An 18698-nucleotide genomic window follows, 5' to 3' on the forward strand; every position below is an offset into this window, starting at 1 on the left:
TGGTGACGAAAGGCTTACCCGCTGCTCCCATTTCTTCAACGTGGCGCGATACGCACACGACAGCGCTACCTATAAAAACCACTGACGTTCCCCGCCAACCTGAAGAAAGGAGTCTCATGGCATACCGGTCATAGACGATATTCCCTCTCCCCGCATTACGACCTGACTTACACGATAACAAGATCAAGGAGTGTCACATGTTCGGAGCAACGGTCCGTCCGCTGGTTTTCTGGCCACCGTTCATCTTGCTGTTTCTCTCTGTCATCGCCAGCCTCGTCAATCTCGACGGCTTTCTCGCGGTGACTACCAGCATCAACACCTGGGTACTCGATACCTTCGGCTGGCTATTTTCCATTACGGCATTGTGCATGGTGTTCGCCTGCCTGGTGGCTTATCTGTCTCCGCTGGGACGTACTCGCATCGGCGGCGAAAAAGCCACCCGACTGTTGACGCCATGGCGGTGGTTCTCGATCACGCTATGTACTACCCTGGCCGTCGGCATCATGTTCTGGTCGACCGCCGAACCGTTGTATCACCTGCATAGCCCACCCACGTCACTGGGCATCATTCCAGACAGCCCCGAAGCGGCACGCTTCGCCCTCTCGACCATGTTCTTGCACTGGTCATTCACGCCCTACGCGATCTACACCGTACCGGCACTGATCTTCGCGCTGATGCATTACAACCTTGGCAAGCCCTTCTCACTCGGCACGCTGTTCGTGCCGCTGCTGGGTGATCGTCTGATCGGTCGCAAGGGACGCGTATTGGATGCACTGGCACTGTTCGCGCTGGTCTGCGGCATGGCCTCCTCGCTGGGAACAGGCGCCATGACCCTGGCAGGTGGGGTGGACCGATACCTTGGCACAGGCACAGGGCCACTGATGCTGGCCCTCGTGACGCTGGCTATCGTGGCTTGCTTCACGGCGTCTGCCGCGAGCGGTCTGCAAAAGGGTATCGCCAGACTCTCGGCCATCAATGCCAGAGCATTCTTCGCCTTCCTGCTCTTCGTCTTTGCCTGTGGCCCGACACTGACCATCCTGGGCTACGGTACTGAAGCGGCTGGCGATTACTTCAACAACTTCATGGCCAAGAATCTGTTCACTGGGGCCTTTGATGGTGATCCGTGGCCCAAGAGCTGGAGTATCTTCTACTGGGCCAACTGGATGGCATGGGCACCGATTTCCGCCCTGTTCCTTGGCAAGATCTCGCGCGGCTACACGGTGCGGCAATTCATATTGATCAACATGGTCGCCCCGTCGCTGTTCTCCATCATTTACGTCGCTGTCTTCAGCAGTACAACGCTGAAACTCGACATGGAAAGCGGTGGCTTGCTGTATGGAATTCTGTCGGATTCAGGAGCAGGCTCCGTGATCTATGCCCTTTTCGATGAACTCCCCATGAGCAGCCTGACGGGGATTGTCTTCCTGATGATCGCCTTCCTGTCCTTCGTCACGGCAGCCGATTCCAACACCGATGCCATCAGCCAGCTATGCAGCTCTGATAGTCAGGCGGCTCTGGCAGGAGAGGAAAGCAAGGAAAGCAGCCGAGGACGCCTGATGATGAAGATCATCTGGGGCTGCACGATTGGCGCAGTCAGCTGGATCATGACGGCATTCGTGGGTATCGATGGCATCAAGATGCTCTCCAACCTGGGCGGAGTCCCGGCGCTGTTCATCGTCATCGGCGCGACGGCTTCGCTATTCAGTCTGGTCTCGATGGGTACGGCGAAAATCGGGCTGGAACATACGCCGTCGCGATCCTACTCCCCGGAAGCACATCAGCGGTGGCAGGTATCACAGCCTAAATAACGCACAGTCGGCCTTGCAGGCCTGGTCTGATTGCATGTTCGCAAGACACGAAAACCGCGCCATTTCTGGTGCGGTTTTCTTGTCTTGCACAACGGGTTTCATTGCAGAAATTGCGGAGACTCATCTTTCATACGCGTGCGTTATACCTTCGAATCCAAATGTAAACAACGCTAACAAAACAAAAATTTATAGGTTAGGATCCGCGCCCTCATAAAAATTTATAGGAGTACGCATGTTTGGTTCATCTGTCCGTCCACTCGTCTTCTGGCCACCCTTCATATTGCTGATGGTTGCCGTCGCCGCGAGCCTCATCGATCTTGAAGGCTTTCTCGCTACCACTACGGTGATGAACGATTGGGTGCTGGACAAGTTTGGCTGGCTGTTCTCGGTGACCTCACTTGCCATGGTCGTGACCTGCCTGGTGACCTATATCTCACCGCTTGGCCGCACGCGTATCGGGGGAGAAAATGCCTCCCGCATCCTGTCTCCATGGCGCTGGTTCTCCATCACACTGTGCACCACCCTCGCCGTGGGGATCATGTTCTGGTCAACCGCAGAGCCGCTCTATCATCTGCATACGCCTCCCGGATCGTTGGATTTGACCGCGAACTCCCCGGAAGCAGCACGCTTTGCCCTCTCGACCATGTTCCTGCATTGGTCGTTCACGCCATATGCCATCTATACCGTGCCAGCGCTGCTGTTCGCCCTGATGCATTACAATCTGGGCAAGCCATTCTCCCTGGGAACTCTGTTTGTCCCGCTCCTCGGCGACAGACTGATTGGCCGCAAGGGACGTGCCCTTGATGCACTGGCACTGTTTGCACTGGTCTGTGGTATGGCGTCATCTCTTGGCACTGGCGCCATGACCTTGGTCGGTGGCCTGGATCGCTTCCTCGGTACCGGTACCGGCCCGTTGATGCTGGCGCTGGTGACACTCGCCATCGTGGCCTGCTTCACGGCATCTGCCGCCAGTGGTCTTGAAAAAGGGATCGCGCGCCTTTCCGCCATCAACGCCAAAGCCTTCTTCATCTTCATGGCCTTCGTGTTCGTCTGCGGCCCCACCCAGACCATTCTCGGCTATGGCACTGAAGCCGCTGGGGAATACTTCAACAACTTCATGCAGAAAAGCCTGTTTACCGGCGCCTTTGACGGTGACCCGTGGCCGAAGAGCTGGAGTATCTTCTACTGGGCCAACTGGATGGCATGGGCACCGATTTCTGCGCTGTTCCTCGGCAAGATCTCACGCGGCTATACCGTGCGTCAGTTCATGCTGATCAACCTCGTAGCGCCGTCGCTGTTCGCCATCGTCTACGTCAGTGTCTTCTCAAGCTCCATCATCCAGTTCGACATGCACAGTGGTGGCGCGATGTACCAGCTGCTCAATGAATCAGGTGCCGGTTCGGTCATCTACGCACTGTTTGATGAACTGCCCTTCAGTACGCTGACAGGTATCGTCTTCCTGGTCATCGCCTTCCTGTCCTTCGTGACAGCAGCCGACTCCAACACTGAAGCGATCAGCCAGCTATGCAGCACCGATAGCCAGGCCGCAATGGCAGGTGAAACCGAAGCAAAAGGCGACAATCGCTTTGGCATGAAGATCATCTGGGGCATCACCATCGGTGCGGTTGCCTGGATCATGACGGCCTTCGTGGGGATTGATGGTATCAAGATGCTGTCAAACCTGGGGGGCGTACCTGCACTGTTCATCGTCATCGCTGCCACGGCATCACTACTGCGTCTCGTGTCGATCGGAACCGCCAAGCTCGGTCTTGAGCACACGCCATCACGCAGCTATTCATCAGAAGCGCATCAACGCTGGGAAAGCATGCGCAAGCCTGTCGAAGACAGCTGAGTGTCTCCTGTCCAGTGGTGACTGCCACTGCTGGACCTTTGATCCGGATCTGAAAAAGGCCATGCATCCTCAGGGATGCATGGCCTTTTTTGCGTCAGAAAAAAGTCTCTGCGTAGTTTCTGGAGAGCGCTTCACAAGTGACAAAAACCCACGCCATCAGACTCACCTCGCCCAAGATTGAGCAATCATTCAAAATCCGGTAGGCTGGTGAGCATCTATCATGAAGGCATCTGAACCTGCAGTGCAGCCAGCCTCACACGATTGTCCTGAGGATAATTTACCGCGCTGGGACACGCTGCTGAAAGCTGGCGCTCGTCAATTTTTCTGCCCTCTTGCCAACACTCTCCAAATCGCCTGCTCTTGTGCGACTTGCCCACCAAGGAGATTCCATGTCTGACCAAAAACCTGCTTCGGTACTGGTGTTTGACGTCAATGAAACCCTGCTCGACATCACTACGCTCACGCCGTTGTTCGGCCGCGTATTCGGTGATGAAGCCGTACTGCGTGAGTGGTTCGCACAGCTGGTGCTCTACTCCCAAGCACTGACACTGTCCCAGCGCTATCTTCCCTTTGGCGAGCTGGGCATCGGCACGCTGAAGATGCTTGCCGACATTCATCAGGTGACACTCGACGAGAGTGATATCGATGAGCTGAAATCCCGCATGGCCAACATGCCGGCACACCCCGATGTCGCCCCTGCGCTGGAGCGCCTGACACAAGCGGGATTCCGATTGGTCACGCTGACCAACTCGCCTGCCGGTGCATCACCCACTCCGCTTGAGAAGGCCGGTATCAGCGATAGTTTCGAGCAGCATTTCAGTGTCGATACCGTCAAGCAGTTCAAGCCAGCGCCTGACACCTACCGCTACGTTGCCGATCAGCTGGGCATTGAGCTGGAGGATATCTGCATGGTGGCCTGCCACGTATGGGATACGATTGGCGCACAGGCCGCAGGATGCAAAGGGGCCTTGGTGACTCGCCCGCACAATGCCGTACTGCCTGCCAGCAATGTGCCGGTGCCAGACTATGTGGCCGATGAGCTGATGGCCCTCGCGGAACAGATCATCGCGGCCAACGCGGCGTGACCAGTCAGATGCACATGAGATGAGCCGAGCTGAATATCAGTAACAGTATCAAAAACGGGGCTCTCAGCAGCCCCGTTTCCATTTCTCGCAAGTCCGGCTGGGGTGACATTTGCGTCTCTAGAACTCGTTCTGGATACGCTTGTACCCCAGCACCAGTGAATTGTTGGTGCGCGCGACATCTTCCGAGAACTCACTGGCATCGACTGACACTCGCGGCAAGCTCTCGAGATCAGTTGAGCGGCCGACGCGTCGGTTGGAGGGCACATGGAAGCCGGCGGGCAGATGGCAACCATCGACTACGGCATTGAAGCGAATCACGCAGCCATCCTCGATGGTGCAATCGAACAGCACGCTGTTGAAGCCGATGAAGACGTTATCTCCCACCGTACAGGGGCCGTGCACGATAGCGCGATGGGCGATTGAGGAGCGCTGTCCGATACTGACGCGCGCTCCGGATTTGGAGTGAATGACGACGCCATCCTGAATATTGGAATGGGCACCGATCACGATCGGTTCGATGTGGCCCTCTGCATCCATCTCATCAGCGCGAATCACGGCATAGGGACCGATGAAGACGTTTTCCTCAACGATCACCAATCCGCACAGAATTGCAGTGGGATCGACGAAAGCATCCGGATGGACTTGCGGCAAGTCACCGCGCGGGTTTCTGCGAATCATGAAAGCGCCTCTATCGTCTCAGTGGCAAAGCCACGCAAGGATGGGTTGCCTGTCATTGCCAGGCAGCTTCAGCACGGGTATCTCAGGCCGGTACGGCCCATGCCACGGCGTCATGAGGGTGCAGGCTCTCAACGTGTCTGACATGGACATGAGGAGCAACATGCGTCAGAGATAACGCATCAATGATGCGCCGCGCCGCATCCTCGACGAACATCAGATTCTGACCATTGAGTGCAGCGAATGCCTGCTCGTCAGCCCGCTTGACGGCAGTCTGCACCGGCGTCGCCAACACCTCTTCAATACGATCAATCAGCGTGATCAACCCGAGATTCGGTGCATCAGCGGCGACCATGATCTCTATGCGGGCTTCGCTGCGCTGACTATGAGGCGTTGCCAGGGTGGCATTCTGGCGAAGCCAGTCAGCTACCTTCGCGGGGGCCAGCGAGGCCTGCTCGCCAAAGGCCGCCATGAATCCTTGCTCGATCAATTGACGAGAGAGCGCAGCCGAACATGGGCAGGTCGAGGAATAGCCGACCGTCACGGTCGCCTTGAGCTGGAAGATACCCTCGCTCAGGCACGCTTCCAGGGCGATCGGATATGCCTTCCAGCCCGACAATTCTGGTGTCATCAGCGCTGGGCGGCGCATCAATAGATCAAATCGCAGGCGCAGACGCGCATTCTGGCTCTCGCAATCGCGATGACTTTCCACCATGTCTGAAAGCACTTGCTGCAACACATCGGGTGTCAGCGCGTGTCCGCTCCCGACGGCATCCAGAAGTCGATAGAGGCGTGACATGTGAATACCCTTGGCGTGCGTCGCGGGAAGATCTACCTGCGCATCCACCCGAGCGTGAAGCTCGCGATGATAATTCGGCTCCACCAGCGTGATTGGCAGATCGATGCCCTGCATGCCAACCCACTCCAGCGGGGCCAGCGATGAGGACACCTCGGTCAGTGAAACATCGGGGAGTAATGCATTCATGCTCAACATCCATCAGAAGGTGGTCTCTCGTGCCTCCCCCCACGCGTGAGGGAAATGGGAGCTTGGCATGAGGCAGACGGAAATATCAGGCTCCCTCTCGGTACGGCATGTCATGGCAATGCCCACCCAATAAACGATATGTTATAACATACCATTTCAAATTGTCCACGACCCACCTGATCGATGCTTCCGCCGTGGCACCCAGACTATGCACCATGCCCCTCTCGGCGCTTGCTGCGCCACCCTCTCATGACTGCCTGCCTTTCTGCCTTTCTGCCTTTCTTCCTGTCTACCTCCGCTTTCATATATTGCTTGCTCATTGCCAAGCACATCCGCCTTGCATCGATGAATGTGATGCTTATTTTCTGCATGGATAACGCGTAGAAACTCCGCGAGTGACTGATATCAGTACGACGCTGAAAGATCACTTGATGGCATCACCCTAAAGTCGAGTTTGCCCTACAAAATTTTGCAGCTAACTTTTTTGCATCGATTCGATTCGGATCGATGACAGCAATCGGCGTACCCAATCAATTCTCCTTATCACTGCTGCATGACGAGCTGATCACTCTATCTTATCAACGAGTGACCAATCACGAAGCTCGATGCCGATGGAATGAATCTCGAGAGATTGACACCCTTTCATTAGCACAAGTCATTTAAATCAAGCATTGAAAGCAAGTATTGAAATCGGTTCATTAAAAAATTCGTTAAAAGCCGATTGTTAATACCAACGCCGTTGAAGCCTAGCAAACAAGACAATAATGCCGTGGCCTATACCGCCATTTATCCAAAAGATAGAGGTACCATGAAACTCATAAAACAATGGATCTGCTCAGTGGGTACTTTTCTGATACTCAGCAGCCAGAGTGTCGCCCAGCCATTGGTACAACTGGACCAGGAGCAACTCGCAAGCGCCAAAGCGGCCATTATCGACAAGAGTGCCCCACAGACGACGCTCACGGCTTACCATCAATTACTCGCCAAGGCTGATGCCCTGCTTGATGAGCCCAATCCGTCGGTAATGAACAAGACTTTCTTCCCGCCCAGCAAGGACAAGCATGACTACTTGAGCATCAGTCGGTACTGGTGGCCGGATAAGAGCCAACCGGACGGGTTGCCCTGGATTCGCAAGGATGGCCACACCAATCCATCGACTCAGACCGATGACGTGGATCGTCCACGTATTGGCCGTATGGCAGATGCCGTCAGTATATTGGGGCTTGCCTACTATTATTCAGGCAATGAGCACTATGCCCAGAAAGGTGCCAGCATCATCAATACCTGGTTTCTGGATGATGCCACTCGCATGAACCCGAATCTACAATATGCGCAGAGTGTGCCGGGCAATCCCAATGGGCGCCGATCCGGCATTCTGGATGGCCGTTTGATTCCATTGCAAGTACTGGACGGACTCGTCCTTATTTCCGACTCCCGATATTGGAGTGATAAGGACAATACGCAAATGAATGCCTGGTTGACCAATTATCTTGATTGGCTGACGACAAGTGATTTGGGGATTCAAGGTGCGCAACAGATCAATAACCATGGTTCCTGGTATAAATTCCAGATTGCGGCGTTATCATGGTATCTGGGCAATGATGAGCAAACTGAAGAGGTCATTGACGCCACCAAGGATAGCCTCAGCTATCAGTTTTCTGCTGACGGCTCACAGCCCGAGGAACTGGAAAGAACCCGCTCGTTCTTCTATAGCACCTTCAATCTTGAAGCACTGACCAGCATTGCCATCATTGCCGATAAAACAGGAAGCTCCCTCTGGACGTATCAGACTCCCAAGGGCAACAGCCTCACGTCAGCCATCGACTACTTGATGCCGGTCGCCGAAGGCAAAGCATGGCCATACCCCACACCGGGCGTAGATCTTGCCTACCTGGCACCGCTATTGGCGCGCATCGCTCCTCAGGCAGACTCTGCCCGATACGCAGACGCGCTCAAGCACATTCTCAAGGATCTGGCTGCCAATCCTGACAAAAAGGCCTATCAACAGACCATTTACGACGATCTCGCCTTGCGATATCCGCATTATATGCAGTGAAAGTGCTTGATACATTCTCGTCTGATACATGAATCACCGTCCGCCGAGCATGTTGCTTGGCGGACGGTGAGTCATGCGTAAACGCTAGGGACGCATCAGGTACGTACTAGGGTCGCGGGTCGTTGCATGGCGCTTCACATAGCGACCAGGCGTCATGCTCGATATCCAGCATCGCCGCGATGGCAGCCGTGGCGACGACATGCGTACGTTCGTTGTCCTCATCATGCACATTGAGCCCACCATGCACGACCGTCACTTCAGCACGCCCCCGTGGCAGCTCACGTGTCACGACATCGATATCCACCGCGTCCGGCTGCTGCACGCCGATGGTGACGTCGACACGCATTTCCTTGTGATCAATGCCCAGCGACTGGAATAGCACGATGGACGAATGATGCAGGGCATCCTGCACCGCACGGCAAGCTGCCTTGGTGTAGTCCTCACCATAGAGATCATTGCCGGTGCCCATTTCGAGAATGATGCGCTGTTCAGGCATGTGTGGGCTCCATATCAAAGGAAACGATGATGGCAACATTGGCGATCACGCTCACGCCACTGCCATCCGGCTTGGCGACATCCAGTCCCCCCTTCACGACCCGAATGCTCGGCTGTCCATAAGGAAAGATACTTAGCAAGGCATCGGTATCCACCTTGTCAGGCTGCTGAATGCCGATCTCGACATCGATCAGCATGGCCTCCTTGGGAAAGCCGAACGCATCCGCCACTTCCAGTACGTTGTGCCATAGCGCATCACGGATGCCGCGGGCAGCGGCTTCTGTGTAGTTGCGGCTTCGAATGGAACTGCCCATACCAAACTGGGTCACCATGCGAGTTCTGGCCATGAAACCTCCCATATAACAGGATGAGTGGAACAAGAAGCGGTGTGCCCCTGCAGCAGGTAGCCAAACATCAGGCAGCCTGATAGCAAGATACATCATGCCAGTCGCGACACGGTGCTCTCACTCTCTTGCCACGCATCCATGAGTCTCCACCACAAAAGAAAAGCCGCCTGAAGATAGAGTGGTCATGCCTCCTCCATATATAACGTCAGGAGAAGGCATGCTTACTCAACCATCAGGCGGCGATTTTCTGAATCACGCTACGCTTTTGAAACGCCCCTGCACGATACGGTCGATCACCATCGCACATAGCAAAATGGCGATGCCGGCCAGCAGTCCCTGCCCCTTGGCAGCATATTGCAACGCCATGAGCACATCGGACCCCAGCCCCTCTGCACCAATGAGCGACGCAATGACCACCATCGACAGACACATCAGAATAGTCTGATTGACCCCTGTCATGATGTTGGGGAGTGCCAAGGGAATCTCGACATCAAGCAGCAACTTGCGCCGCGTGCAACCGAAGGCCAGCGCCGCCTCGACGATGGTCGGTGGCACCTGCTTGATGCCCAGGGCCGTCAGACGTACGACAGGCGGTAGCCCGAAGATGATGGTAGCCAGAATGCCCGGCGGCTTGCCTGTGCCGAAGAAGGCGATGATGGGAATCAGATAGACGAAGGCGGGCATGGTCTGCATGAAGTCCAGCACCGGCTCGGTGATGGCATTCACATAGCGATTCTTCGCACACCAGACCCCCAGCGGCACACCGATCAGCACACAGATCGTGGCAGCGGTCCCCAGCAAGGCAATGGTCGACATGCTCTTCTCCCAGAACCCGAGAAAGGCCAGATAGGCAAGCGCTGCCGCAGTGAAGATGGCGACTCTCGGCCCCGCGAGGCGCCAGGCCATGACGAGGGTCAATATCATGATCACCGGCCAGGGAGTATCAACGAGAATGATCTCCAGGGTATCGAGCAGCAAGCTGATGACACTCGCGATACCGTCGAAGAAACTCCCGCCATGCAGCGCAAGGTAATCAAAACTGCTATCCGTCCAGTTGGAAGCCGCGGTATAGATCCCCTGGTTACTGGGGAACTGCAATAACCATTCGACGGGCTTTTCGACCGTATAACGGTAGAGCGTCACCGGGTATACCAATGCAAGTGCAATGACACCATAAAAGAGGCTTTGCCAACTGAAGCCACTTTTTTCTCGCTTGTTGACGCGCCAGCGACAGTACTTTTTCTCATAGATCGGGTTGGCAATCAGCCCCTGGATAACCATCACCGCGAGCAGGGCAACTAGCCCCCAGAGCATCAGATTGTTAGCACCCGCGGCGGTGGCATTGGCCGCTTCCGTGATTCTTTCGGCTGCCCGCTGGAGATTATCAGCGGCACGCTGCAAGGAGGGTGCATTGGCAGCGCCGGCCTCAAGTGCAGCCTGCGCCTTCACCGCCATCTCCTGGGACTTGGCAGTCAAGCCAGCAGCCCGCGACAACTGGTCTGCTCCCAGCTCACCCCAAAGTCCCTTGCCGATCTGTACAAATGCCAGCAGACAGGCAATGGAACTCAACCAGAAAAGTCCCCATAGATGGCGCGATGCCGCCCACAGAGGTCCAAACAACGCGGCCGGCACATTGAACGTCGGTGACATCCCCGTGTGTGACTGAATCTTCGTGAACTGCTTTTCATAATATTGCCCATTCCTGTCAGCAAAATGACGGACCGAATGGCTTGAGCCTGACGACGTGGTGGGCTTGACGTTATCTTTCATCCTGCTGTCCTCCCCTGATCCCCAACAGCAACTTGTTCTTGGTGACCATTCCGAGATCCTTGCCATTGGTATCCATCACGATCACTGGCAGATCGCTGGAAGTGGCAATATCGATCAACACTTCCAGTGAAGCCTCTTCCTTGACGCGAGGAGCACGCGACATGGCCCTTTCATCAAGCAGAATTTCGCGATCAATGTCCTGCATGATCGAGCTGGCCGTGATGAGTTTCAGGTTCGAGATATCCTTGACGAATTCGCGCACATAATCGTCTTCTGGACGCATGACGATCTGCTCAGGTGTGCCTACCTGCACCAGTTGACCATCTTTCATGATCGCGATGCGGTCTCCAATACGTATGGCTTCATCAAGATCATGGGTAATGAAGATGGTGGTCTTCTTCAGTCTCTTGGTCAGTGATACGAATTGATCCTGAAGCTCTCGTCGAATCAAGGGATCAAGTGCACTGAAGGGTTCATCCATCAGCAACACCTCTGGATCACTGGCAAGCGCTCTCGCCAGGCCAACACGCTGCTGCATGCCGCCAGAAAGCTGTGCTGGGAAGTAATCTTCATAGCCTTCGAGATTGACGAGAGACAGTGCGTGCTGAGAAATCTCCCAACGCTTGAACTTGGGAATCCCCTGCACTTCAAGAGGGAAGGCAACATTGTCCAGCACGCTGCGGTGCGGGAGCAGTGCCATGTGCTGGAATACCATGCCGATATTCTTGGCGCGGATATCTCGCAGTTCATCGTGAGACAGTGCCGACATGTCCTTGCCAAGCACCTCAATGGTGCCGGAGGTAGGTTCAATGAGTCGATTGAAGTGACGAATCAGGGTGGACTTTCCGCTACCGGAAAGCCCCATGATACAAAATATTTCGCCACGCTCGACTGTGAATGAGACGTCGGAAATCCCGACAACACAGTTGTACTTTTCTCTGACACTGGCTTTATCAAGGCCGTCTTCCGTAATCGCCTTCATGACTTCTGCAGGATTATTACCAAAGATTTTCCAGACGCCATCCAAACGAATAACCGTTTCCTGCATGCTGAATACCCCTATCCTGACGGCTGCGCCGTGGCCCTTAATGTGCCAATTGGCGACTTGATTGCTGGCCCCTCCCGCGGGGATGCGAGCCAGCAACCTCATTCACCAGTCGACTATCTCGAGTGACTTCATTGCGCGAGCCACGACTCCACGAGGTCTTCGTGATTGGCCACCCATTCTTCGGCATAAGCCTCGGGATCTTTCTTGTCGACGGTCAGGGCATAGCTCATGTCATTGATCTGCTCAAGACTCAGCTTCACGTGACTCAGGAGGCGCGCGGCAGATGGTGCGCGAGTCTCCAGCGACTTGGCATAGTGAATATAAAGAGACGCTTCTGGCCAGGCACTGTCGGCATTGGACTTTTCAAGCCAGTCAGGATCGTCTGTCGGCTGAACGATGTGCCATGTCTTGTCGTTGTGCGGCGGTTCTTCCAGATGGACCAGATCATACATCTGGAACATCTGATGAGGGCTGTAACAGAAGAAGACGAGCGGCTTGTTGGCCGTATCTGATGCCGAGAGCTCCGCGACGAAGAGCGTTTCGTCCAGCTCGTAAAGCTTCATCGTCTGGTCATAGCCATAACTCTTGGCCTTGATACGTTCCACCGTGCTGGAAGCCGCCGCCGGCGGACCCGCCCACATTTCACCATATCCATCACCATTACGATCAAATAACTTGGCAATGTCGGGGTCGGTCAGATCATAGATGGAAGTGATTCCATATTGCTCCGAGACCGCCTTGGTCACACAGACGCCCTGAGTGGCTTCAACACCATTCATGTCCTGGACGACCGTGCCACGTTCCTTGACATATTTATCGTGAAGACTCTGCTGATTGGGCAGCCATACTTCGGGGTGAACATCGATGGTGCCCTTGTCCATCGCCTCGAAGATGACGGCATTGGTGCCATTCTGCATGGCGACATCCAGGCCGAGATAATTCTCCATCACGACTTTCAAGATGTTGCTGGTCGCGGCAGCCGTCGGCCAGTTGGGTACGCCAATGGTCACGTCAGCGGCATAGGTCATGCTACTGGTAAGGGAGAGTATCAATGTCGTGGTTACACGATTTATCAGTTTCATCACGTCTTCCTATATTATTCTTGTCATGGGGTTAGTGACTTACATGTTGGGATAACTGGGGCCTCCGCCCCCTTCCGGCACTGCCCATCGAATATTCTGGGCAGGATCCTTGATATCGCATGTCTTGCAATGCAGACAGTTTTGCGCATTGATCTGAAAACGTTCGCCCGCACTTTCCTGAACGATTTCATAGACGCCGGCGGGACAATAACGCTGTGCAGGCTCCATATATTCGGGCAGATTGAAAGTAAGCGGTATCGCAGGGTCCTCGAGTTTGAGGTGACACGGCTGGTCATCAACATGCTGGGTATTGGACAGATATACCGAGGAGGTCTTGTCAAAGCTGAGCACACCATCCGGCTTGGGATAGTCAATGGCTTTGCACTCTGCTGCCCGCTTCATCTGGGCATGATCGGGCGTATTGTCTCGCAGCCGAACGGGAAGCTTTCCACCAAAAATATTCTGATCAATGAAGTTGAAAGCCCCTCCAAGGACAGGGCCCAGCTTGTGCAATGCCGGCCCGAAATTGCGGCTGGCATACAGCTCTTCATGGAGCCAGGAAGACTTGAAGCGCTCGGTATATTCATGCAGCTCCTTACCACCAGTATCGCCCTGCTGCAGTGCCTCAAAGACGACGTCTGCTGCCAGCAACCCAGACTTCATTGCGGTATGAGTGCCCTTGATCTTGGCGAAATTCAGGGTGCCGGCATTGCAGCCGATCAGCAGCCCGCCCGGGAAGGTCATCTTGGGCAAGGCATTGAATCCACCCTTGCTGATGGCACGAGCACCATAGGACACTCGCTTGCCACCCTCCAGGTACTGCGAAAGTGACGGGTGATGCTTGAGTCGCTGGAACTCATCGAATGGGCTGACGTGAGGATTGGAATAGTTCAGATCGACAATCAGCCCGACGACGACCTGATGGTTGTCGCCGTGATAAAGAAAGAATCCCCCCGAAGTCCCGTCACTCAATGGCCAGCCGGTACCGTGCACGACGAGTCCTGGCTGGTGACGGGCAGGCTCTATATCCCACAACTCCTTGATACCCAAGCCATAATGTTGGCTATCAGCATCGCGATCGAGATCAAAGCGCTGGTAGAGCGTCTTGCCAAGATGGCCACGACATCCCTCGGCGAACAGCGTGTAGCGAGCATGCAGCTCGATACCTTGCATATAGCTATCATTGGCCTCGCCATCACGGCCGACGCCCATGTCCCCTGTCGCGACACCCTTTACTGAGCCGTCCTCGTGATAAAGCACTTCACTGGCCGCGAATCCGGGAAATATCTCGACACCCAATGCCTCCGCCTGCTCAGCCAGCCAGCGACAGAGATTGCCAAGGCTGATGATGTGATTGCCCTGATTATGTAGCGTCTTGGGAATCATCCAGTCGGGAAATTGCAATGCGCGTTGCTGATTGGGCAGGAATAGCACCTTGTCCTCGACCACGGGTGTCCCCATGGGGGCGCCACGTTCTGCCCAGTCGGGAAATAGCTCATCCAGTGCACGCGTTTCCAGAATCGCGCCAGACAGGATGTGGGCACCAACCTCGGAGCCCTTTTCGATTACACAGACGGTCAATTCCGAACCTGCCGTCTGCGCCTGCTGCATCAAGCGACAGGCAGCCGATAGGCCAGAAGGGCCTGCCCCTATGATGACGACGTCAAACTCCATGGCTTCGCGTTCATTCTGACTCATGGATTCTCTCCTGGTCTGGCTATCGGTGAGTAGGCCATCAATGAGCAAGTAAACGCTGACGCGCTGCTGTCAGGGTATTGCGCATCAGACAGGCCACCGTCATGGGGCCGATACCACCGGGCACGGGAGTCAGACCACCTGCCGTGGTGATGGCGGCGTCGAAATCGACATCTCCCACCAGTCGCGTTTCGCCTTGAGCGTCTGCGATACGGTTGATACCCACATCAAGGACTATGGCCCCGGGCTTGATATGTTCATCACCTATCATGCAGGGACGGCCGACAGCGACGACCAGAATGTCCGCCTGCCGGCATTCTTCCACGATATGCTGACTGCGCGAATGAACGGTCGTCACGGTGCAATTGGCATTGAGCAGCAATTGACCGATGGGCTTGCCCACGATATTGGAGCGGCCAACGACGACGGCCTTCAAGCCGGACAGGTCGCCGAGCCGATCCTGAAGCAACAACAGACACCCCAGCGGTGTACAAGGCACCATGCCCGGATGACCTGCACTCAGACGGCCGACATTGATGGGATGAAAACCATCAACGTCCTTGGCGGGGTCTATGGCCTCGATCACTGCCGTCTCGTTGATCTGTTTCGGCAGGGGCAGCTGAACGAGGATGCCATCGATGCTGTCATCCTGATTCAGGATCTCGATCAGAGAGAGAAGTTGGGCCTGGGTCGTATCGACCCCGAGCAGGTGCTGAAAGGATTTGATGCCGACTTCCGCCGCCTGACGCATCTTGGTGCGCACGTAGACCTGACTTGCTGGGTCACTGCCGACCAGCACGACCGCCAGGCCCGGTTGACGGCCTGCGTCAGCCACGAACGCAGGTACCTGCTCTGCCACTTCAGCACGAATTTTCTGTGCGAATGCCTTGCCGTCCATCACGACGTTGCGCGTCACTTCGCTCGCGCAGGAGGAACTCAGATGATTCATTTCTCTACTCCACGCTGCTAGAAGACGACCGTTCTCAACCCGTTCTGGAAGACGCGATGTGAGACGTGATATTTCACGGCGCGCGCCAGGGCAGTGGCTTCCATATCGCGACCGACCTGCGTGAGATGCAGGGGATCATGTGCGTGATCCACACGCTCGACCATCTGTTCAATGATCGGCCCTTCATCAAGGTCACCGGTGACATAGTGAGCGGTTGCGCCGATCAATTTCACGCCGCGGTCATAAGCCTGGTAGTAGGGTCTGGCGCCTTTGAAGCCGGGCAGGAACGAGTGGTGAATATTGATGCAACGTCCCACCAGCTCCTTGCTGAGCGAGTCAGACAGCACTTGCATGTAACGCGCCAATACGACCAGCTCAGTCCCCGTGCTCTTGATGATTTCAAGGAGACGAGCCTCCTGCTGAGGCTTGGTTTCCTTGGTGATGGGCAGATGGATATAGTCAATGCCCTCACGCTCAGCCAGCTCACGCAGATCTTCGTGATTGGAAACGATGGCGGTGATATCGATCATCAGCTCACCAGTGGAGCGGCGATATAACAGATCCCGCAGGCAATGGTCATACTTTGAGACCATGATCAGTACTTTCGCACGCTCTGCAGTGTCGTGGATTTCCCAGTCCATCTCGAAACGCATGGCGGTCACTTCAAAGGCCGCTTTCATCTGATCGACAGTGAACGTTCGCTCGCTTTCAAAGACAAACTCGATGGTGGAGAAGAAACGTCCCGTTTCCTGGTCATCGTACTGATGCAGTTCCTTGATGAAACAGCCACGATCCGCCATGAAGTTACCCAGCGCTGCCACGATACCGACACGCCCGGGGCAAGATACCTTGAGAATATAAGTCGTTTTATTTTTCATGATTATTGTATTTAGACTCCTGCATCAGGCTCTTAGAGAGCGGTGTCGAACTGCGGCATGACATCGAACAGATCACCCACGATGCCAAAATCGGCCACCTGGAAAATCGGCGCATCAGGGTCCTTGTTGATGGCCACGATCACCTTCGCGTCCTTCATGCCCGCCAGGTGCTGAATCGCACCAGAAATGCCCACGGCGATATAAAGTTCTGGCGCGACTACCTTGCCTGTCTGACCCACCTGGAAATCATTGGGGACGAAACCTGCATCGACGGCTGCGCGAGAAGCGCCGACGGCAGCTCCCATCTTGTGTGCCACATTATCGAGAAGAACGAAGTTCTCCCCATTGCCCATACCCCGCCCACCGGAGATGACGACTCGCGCAGTCGCGAGTTCCGGCCCCTCAGTCTGAGGCGCAGAACGTCCCAGTACCGAGGCGCGCTCCTGGCGCGACGTCGCCGGCAGAGTCACGCACTCCGCATTTCCTTGCGTAGCCATGAATGGCTCGAACTTCGTGCTGCGCACGGTGATGACCTTGGTGGCTTCATGACTCCGATAGGTCGCCATCACGTTACCTGCATAGATAGGACGCTCGAAGGTATTGGCATCCATGATCGCGCTGATATCGGACAGCTGAGCGACATCCAGCAAGGCAGCAACACGCGGCATGAGATTCTTGCCGAAGCTGTTGGCAGGTGCGAGAAGGTGGGTATAGCCTTCGGCGCAATCCCTGACGAGAGGGGCCATATCTTCTGCCACTGGCAATGCGAACTGCTCGGAATCGACCGTCATCACACGACGAATACCCGTGATCCTGGCCGCATGCTGAGTCACTGATTCACAGGCACTCCCCATCACCAGCAGGTCAATTTCATCTCCGATCTGCCGTGCGGCACCCAGGGTATTGAAAGTGGCGGAGGCAATATCGTTATTATCGTGATCCACGATTACAAGAATGGACATGACTGACTCCTTAAATGACGTTCGCTTCGGTTTTCAATTTTTCCACGAGCTCAGCTGCCGAGTTGACCAGGACACCACCCGATTCACGCACGGGGGTTTCACTCATCGACAACAGCTCAAGACGCGGAGTCAGATCCACTCCCAATTCATCGGCCGTTATCTTTTCGAGAGGTTTTTTCTTGGCTTTCATGATGGCAGGCAGTGAGGCATAACGTGGTTCATTGAGGCGAAGATCGACGCTGACGACAGCAGGCAATGCCAGTGCCAGAGTTTCCAGGCCATTATCCACTTCCCGTACGACTTCAAGCGCTCCCTCATTCACCGTCATTCCGGAAACAAAGGTGCCTTGTGGCCAATCCAGCATGGCTGCCAGCATCTGACCAGTCTGATTGCAGTCATCATCAATGGCTTGTTTGCCAAGCATCACCAACTGGACGCCTTCTCTTTCCACCAACGCCTTGAAGACCTTGGCGACTGACAGAGACTCCGTACTTCCCTCGAAGGGTACATGGATGGCTCTGTCGGCGCCGACGGCCAATGCCTGACGCAGGGTTTCCTGAGATTTGTCGGGGCCGATAGAGACCACGATGACTTCATCGGCAACCCCGGACTCCTTCAGGGTTATCGCTTGCTCTACTGCAATTTCATCAAAGGGATTGATAGCCATCTTGATATTTTCAAGATCGACACCGGATCCATCTGCCTTGACTCTGACCTGCACGTTATGATCAATAACGCGCTTGACACCTACCATTATCTTCATGGGGATTTCTCCACGATTACATAGAATTGTTTTAATATCGCAATGAAATATGCCAGTGAAAATCTTCAGTAAATTTCACATCACCCGGCCAGCCCTCTCACGAGTTCAGCCATCACTGATAGTAATTCAGGAACCTGGATGACTTACTGAATCGACTTCATCACCAATGATTCATCAGTCAATTGGCAAGACATGATCATGAGAGAAACTGCCTCCCCTCGGGATAGCGACATCTGCTATCAACAATA

The 18698-nt window shown here is 55.0% G+C and carries 16 protein-coding genes; 4 read left to right on the top strand and 12 right to left on the bottom strand.

What is annotated here, in order from left to right:
• Nucleotides 1-197: 197 nt before the first annotated feature.
• The 3 genes from GQR90_RS11395 to GQR90_RS11405 all read left to right on the top strand — a co-directional run bounded on the left by GQR90_RS11395 (nt 198) and on the right by GQR90_RS11405 (nt 4745).
• Nucleotides 198-1808, top strand: a complete 1611-nt coding sequence (locus GQR90_RS11395) for a BCCT family transporter (protein ID WP_158774214.1) — start codon at nt 198-200, stop codon at nt 1806-1808.
• A 232-nt stretch (nt 1809-2040) separates the two neighbouring features.
• Nucleotides 2041-3660 carry a BCCT family transporter gene (locus GQR90_RS11400; protein ID WP_158774215.1) on the top strand — a complete coding sequence of 540 codons (1620 nt, stop codon included), beginning with the start codon at nt 2041-2043 and terminating at the stop codon, nt 3658-3660.
• 389 nt (nt 3661-4049) lie between these two features.
• Complete coding sequence (locus GQR90_RS11405; protein WP_158774216.1) at nt 4050-4745, top strand: haloacid dehalogenase type II; 696 nt, start codon at nt 4050-4052, stop codon at nt 4743-4745.
• Between the two features lie 117 nt (nt 4746-4862).
• On the opposite strand, the gene GQR90_RS11410 is transcribed toward GQR90_RS11405, so the two are convergent.
• Both GQR90_RS11410 and folE2 read right to left on the bottom strand, forming a co-directional pair.
• Entirely contained in the window at nt 4863-5423 is a 561-nt protein-coding gene (locus GQR90_RS11410; protein WP_158774217.1) for a gamma carbonic anhydrase family protein, read from the bottom strand.
• An 82-nt stretch (nt 5424-5505) separates the two neighbouring features.
• On the bottom strand, nt 5506-6405 hold the full coding sequence (gene folE2, locus GQR90_RS11415) for a GTP cyclohydrolase FolE2 (protein ID WP_158774218.1): 900 nt from the start codon (nt 6403-6405) through the stop codon (nt 5506-5508).
• A 769-nt stretch (nt 6406-7174) separates the two neighbouring features.
• On the opposite strand from folE2, the gene GQR90_RS11420 reads away from it, so the two are divergent.
• Entirely contained in the window at nt 7175-8461 is a 1287-nt protein-coding gene (locus GQR90_RS11420) for an alginate lyase family protein (RefSeq protein ID WP_199269418.1), read from the top strand.
• A gap of 106 nt (nt 8462-8567) precedes the next feature.
• Here the strand turns inward: GQR90_RS11420 and GQR90_RS11425 are convergent, their stop codons facing one another.
• The 10 genes from GQR90_RS11425 to GQR90_RS11470 form a co-directional block, all read right to left on the bottom strand.
• Nucleotides 8568-8957, bottom strand: coding sequence for a Lin0512 family protein (locus GQR90_RS11425; protein ID WP_158774219.1), 390 nt, complete (start codon nt 8955-8957; stop codon nt 8568-8570).
• Nucleotides 8950-9303, bottom strand: coding sequence for a Lin0512 family protein (locus GQR90_RS11430; RefSeq protein WP_158774220.1), 354 nt, complete (start codon nt 9301-9303; stop codon nt 8950-8952). The genes GQR90_RS11425 and GQR90_RS11430 overlap by 8 nt, the downstream gene beginning before the upstream one ends.
• 252 nt (nt 9304-9555) lie before the next feature.
• Nucleotides 9556-11073 carry an ABC transporter permease gene (locus GQR90_RS11435; RefSeq protein ID WP_158774221.1) on the bottom strand — a complete coding sequence of 506 codons (1518 nt, stop codon included), beginning with the start codon at nt 11071-11073 and terminating at the stop codon, nt 9556-9558.
• Nucleotides 11063-12121: a quaternary amine ABC transporter ATP-binding protein gene (locus tag GQR90_RS11440; protein ID WP_158774222.1), complete on the bottom strand. Its 1059-nt coding sequence runs from the start codon at nt 12119-12121 to the stop codon at nt 11063-11065. Before GQR90_RS11440 ends, GQR90_RS11435 begins: the two co-directional genes overlap by 11 nt.
• Nucleotides 12122-12249: 128 nt before the next feature.
• Complete coding sequence (locus GQR90_RS11445; RefSeq protein WP_158774223.1) at nt 12250-13203, bottom strand: ABC transporter substrate-binding protein; 954 nt, start codon at nt 13201-13203, stop codon at nt 12250-12252.
• Between the two features lie 39 nt (nt 13204-13242).
• A complete protein-coding gene (locus GQR90_RS11450; RefSeq protein ID WP_158774224.1) occupies nt 13243-14901 on the bottom strand; it encodes an electron transfer flavoprotein-ubiquinone oxidoreductase in 1659 nt (552 codons plus the stop codon).
• A gap of 37 nt (nt 14902-14938) precedes the next feature.
• Nucleotides 14939-15847, bottom strand: coding sequence for a bifunctional methylenetetrahydrofolate dehydrogenase/methenyltetrahydrofolate cyclohydrolase FolD (gene folD, locus GQR90_RS11455; protein ID WP_158774225.1), 909 nt, complete (start codon nt 15845-15847; stop codon nt 14939-14941).
• 17 nt (nt 15848-15864) lie between these two features.
• Nucleotides 15865-16725: a formyltetrahydrofolate deformylase gene (gene purU / locus GQR90_RS11460; RefSeq protein ID WP_158774226.1), complete on the bottom strand. Its 861-nt coding sequence runs from the start codon at nt 16723-16725 to the stop codon at nt 15865-15867.
• Between the two features lie 32 nt (nt 16726-16757).
• A complete protein-coding gene (locus tag GQR90_RS11465; RefSeq protein WP_158774227.1) occupies nt 16758-17687 on the bottom strand; it encodes an electron transfer flavoprotein subunit alpha/FixB family protein in 930 nt (309 codons plus the stop codon).
• 10 nt (nt 17688-17697) lie between these two features.
• A complete protein-coding gene (locus GQR90_RS11470; RefSeq protein WP_158774228.1) occupies nt 17698-18450 on the bottom strand; it encodes an electron transfer flavoprotein subunit beta/FixA family protein in 753 nt (250 codons plus the stop codon).
• Between the last annotated feature and the right edge of the window lie 248 nt (nt 18451-18698).

The organism is Cobetia sp. L2A1 (assembly GCF_009796845.1).
Taxonomy (GTDB): Bacteria; Pseudomonadota; Gammaproteobacteria; order Pseudomonadales; family Halomonadaceae; genus Cobetia.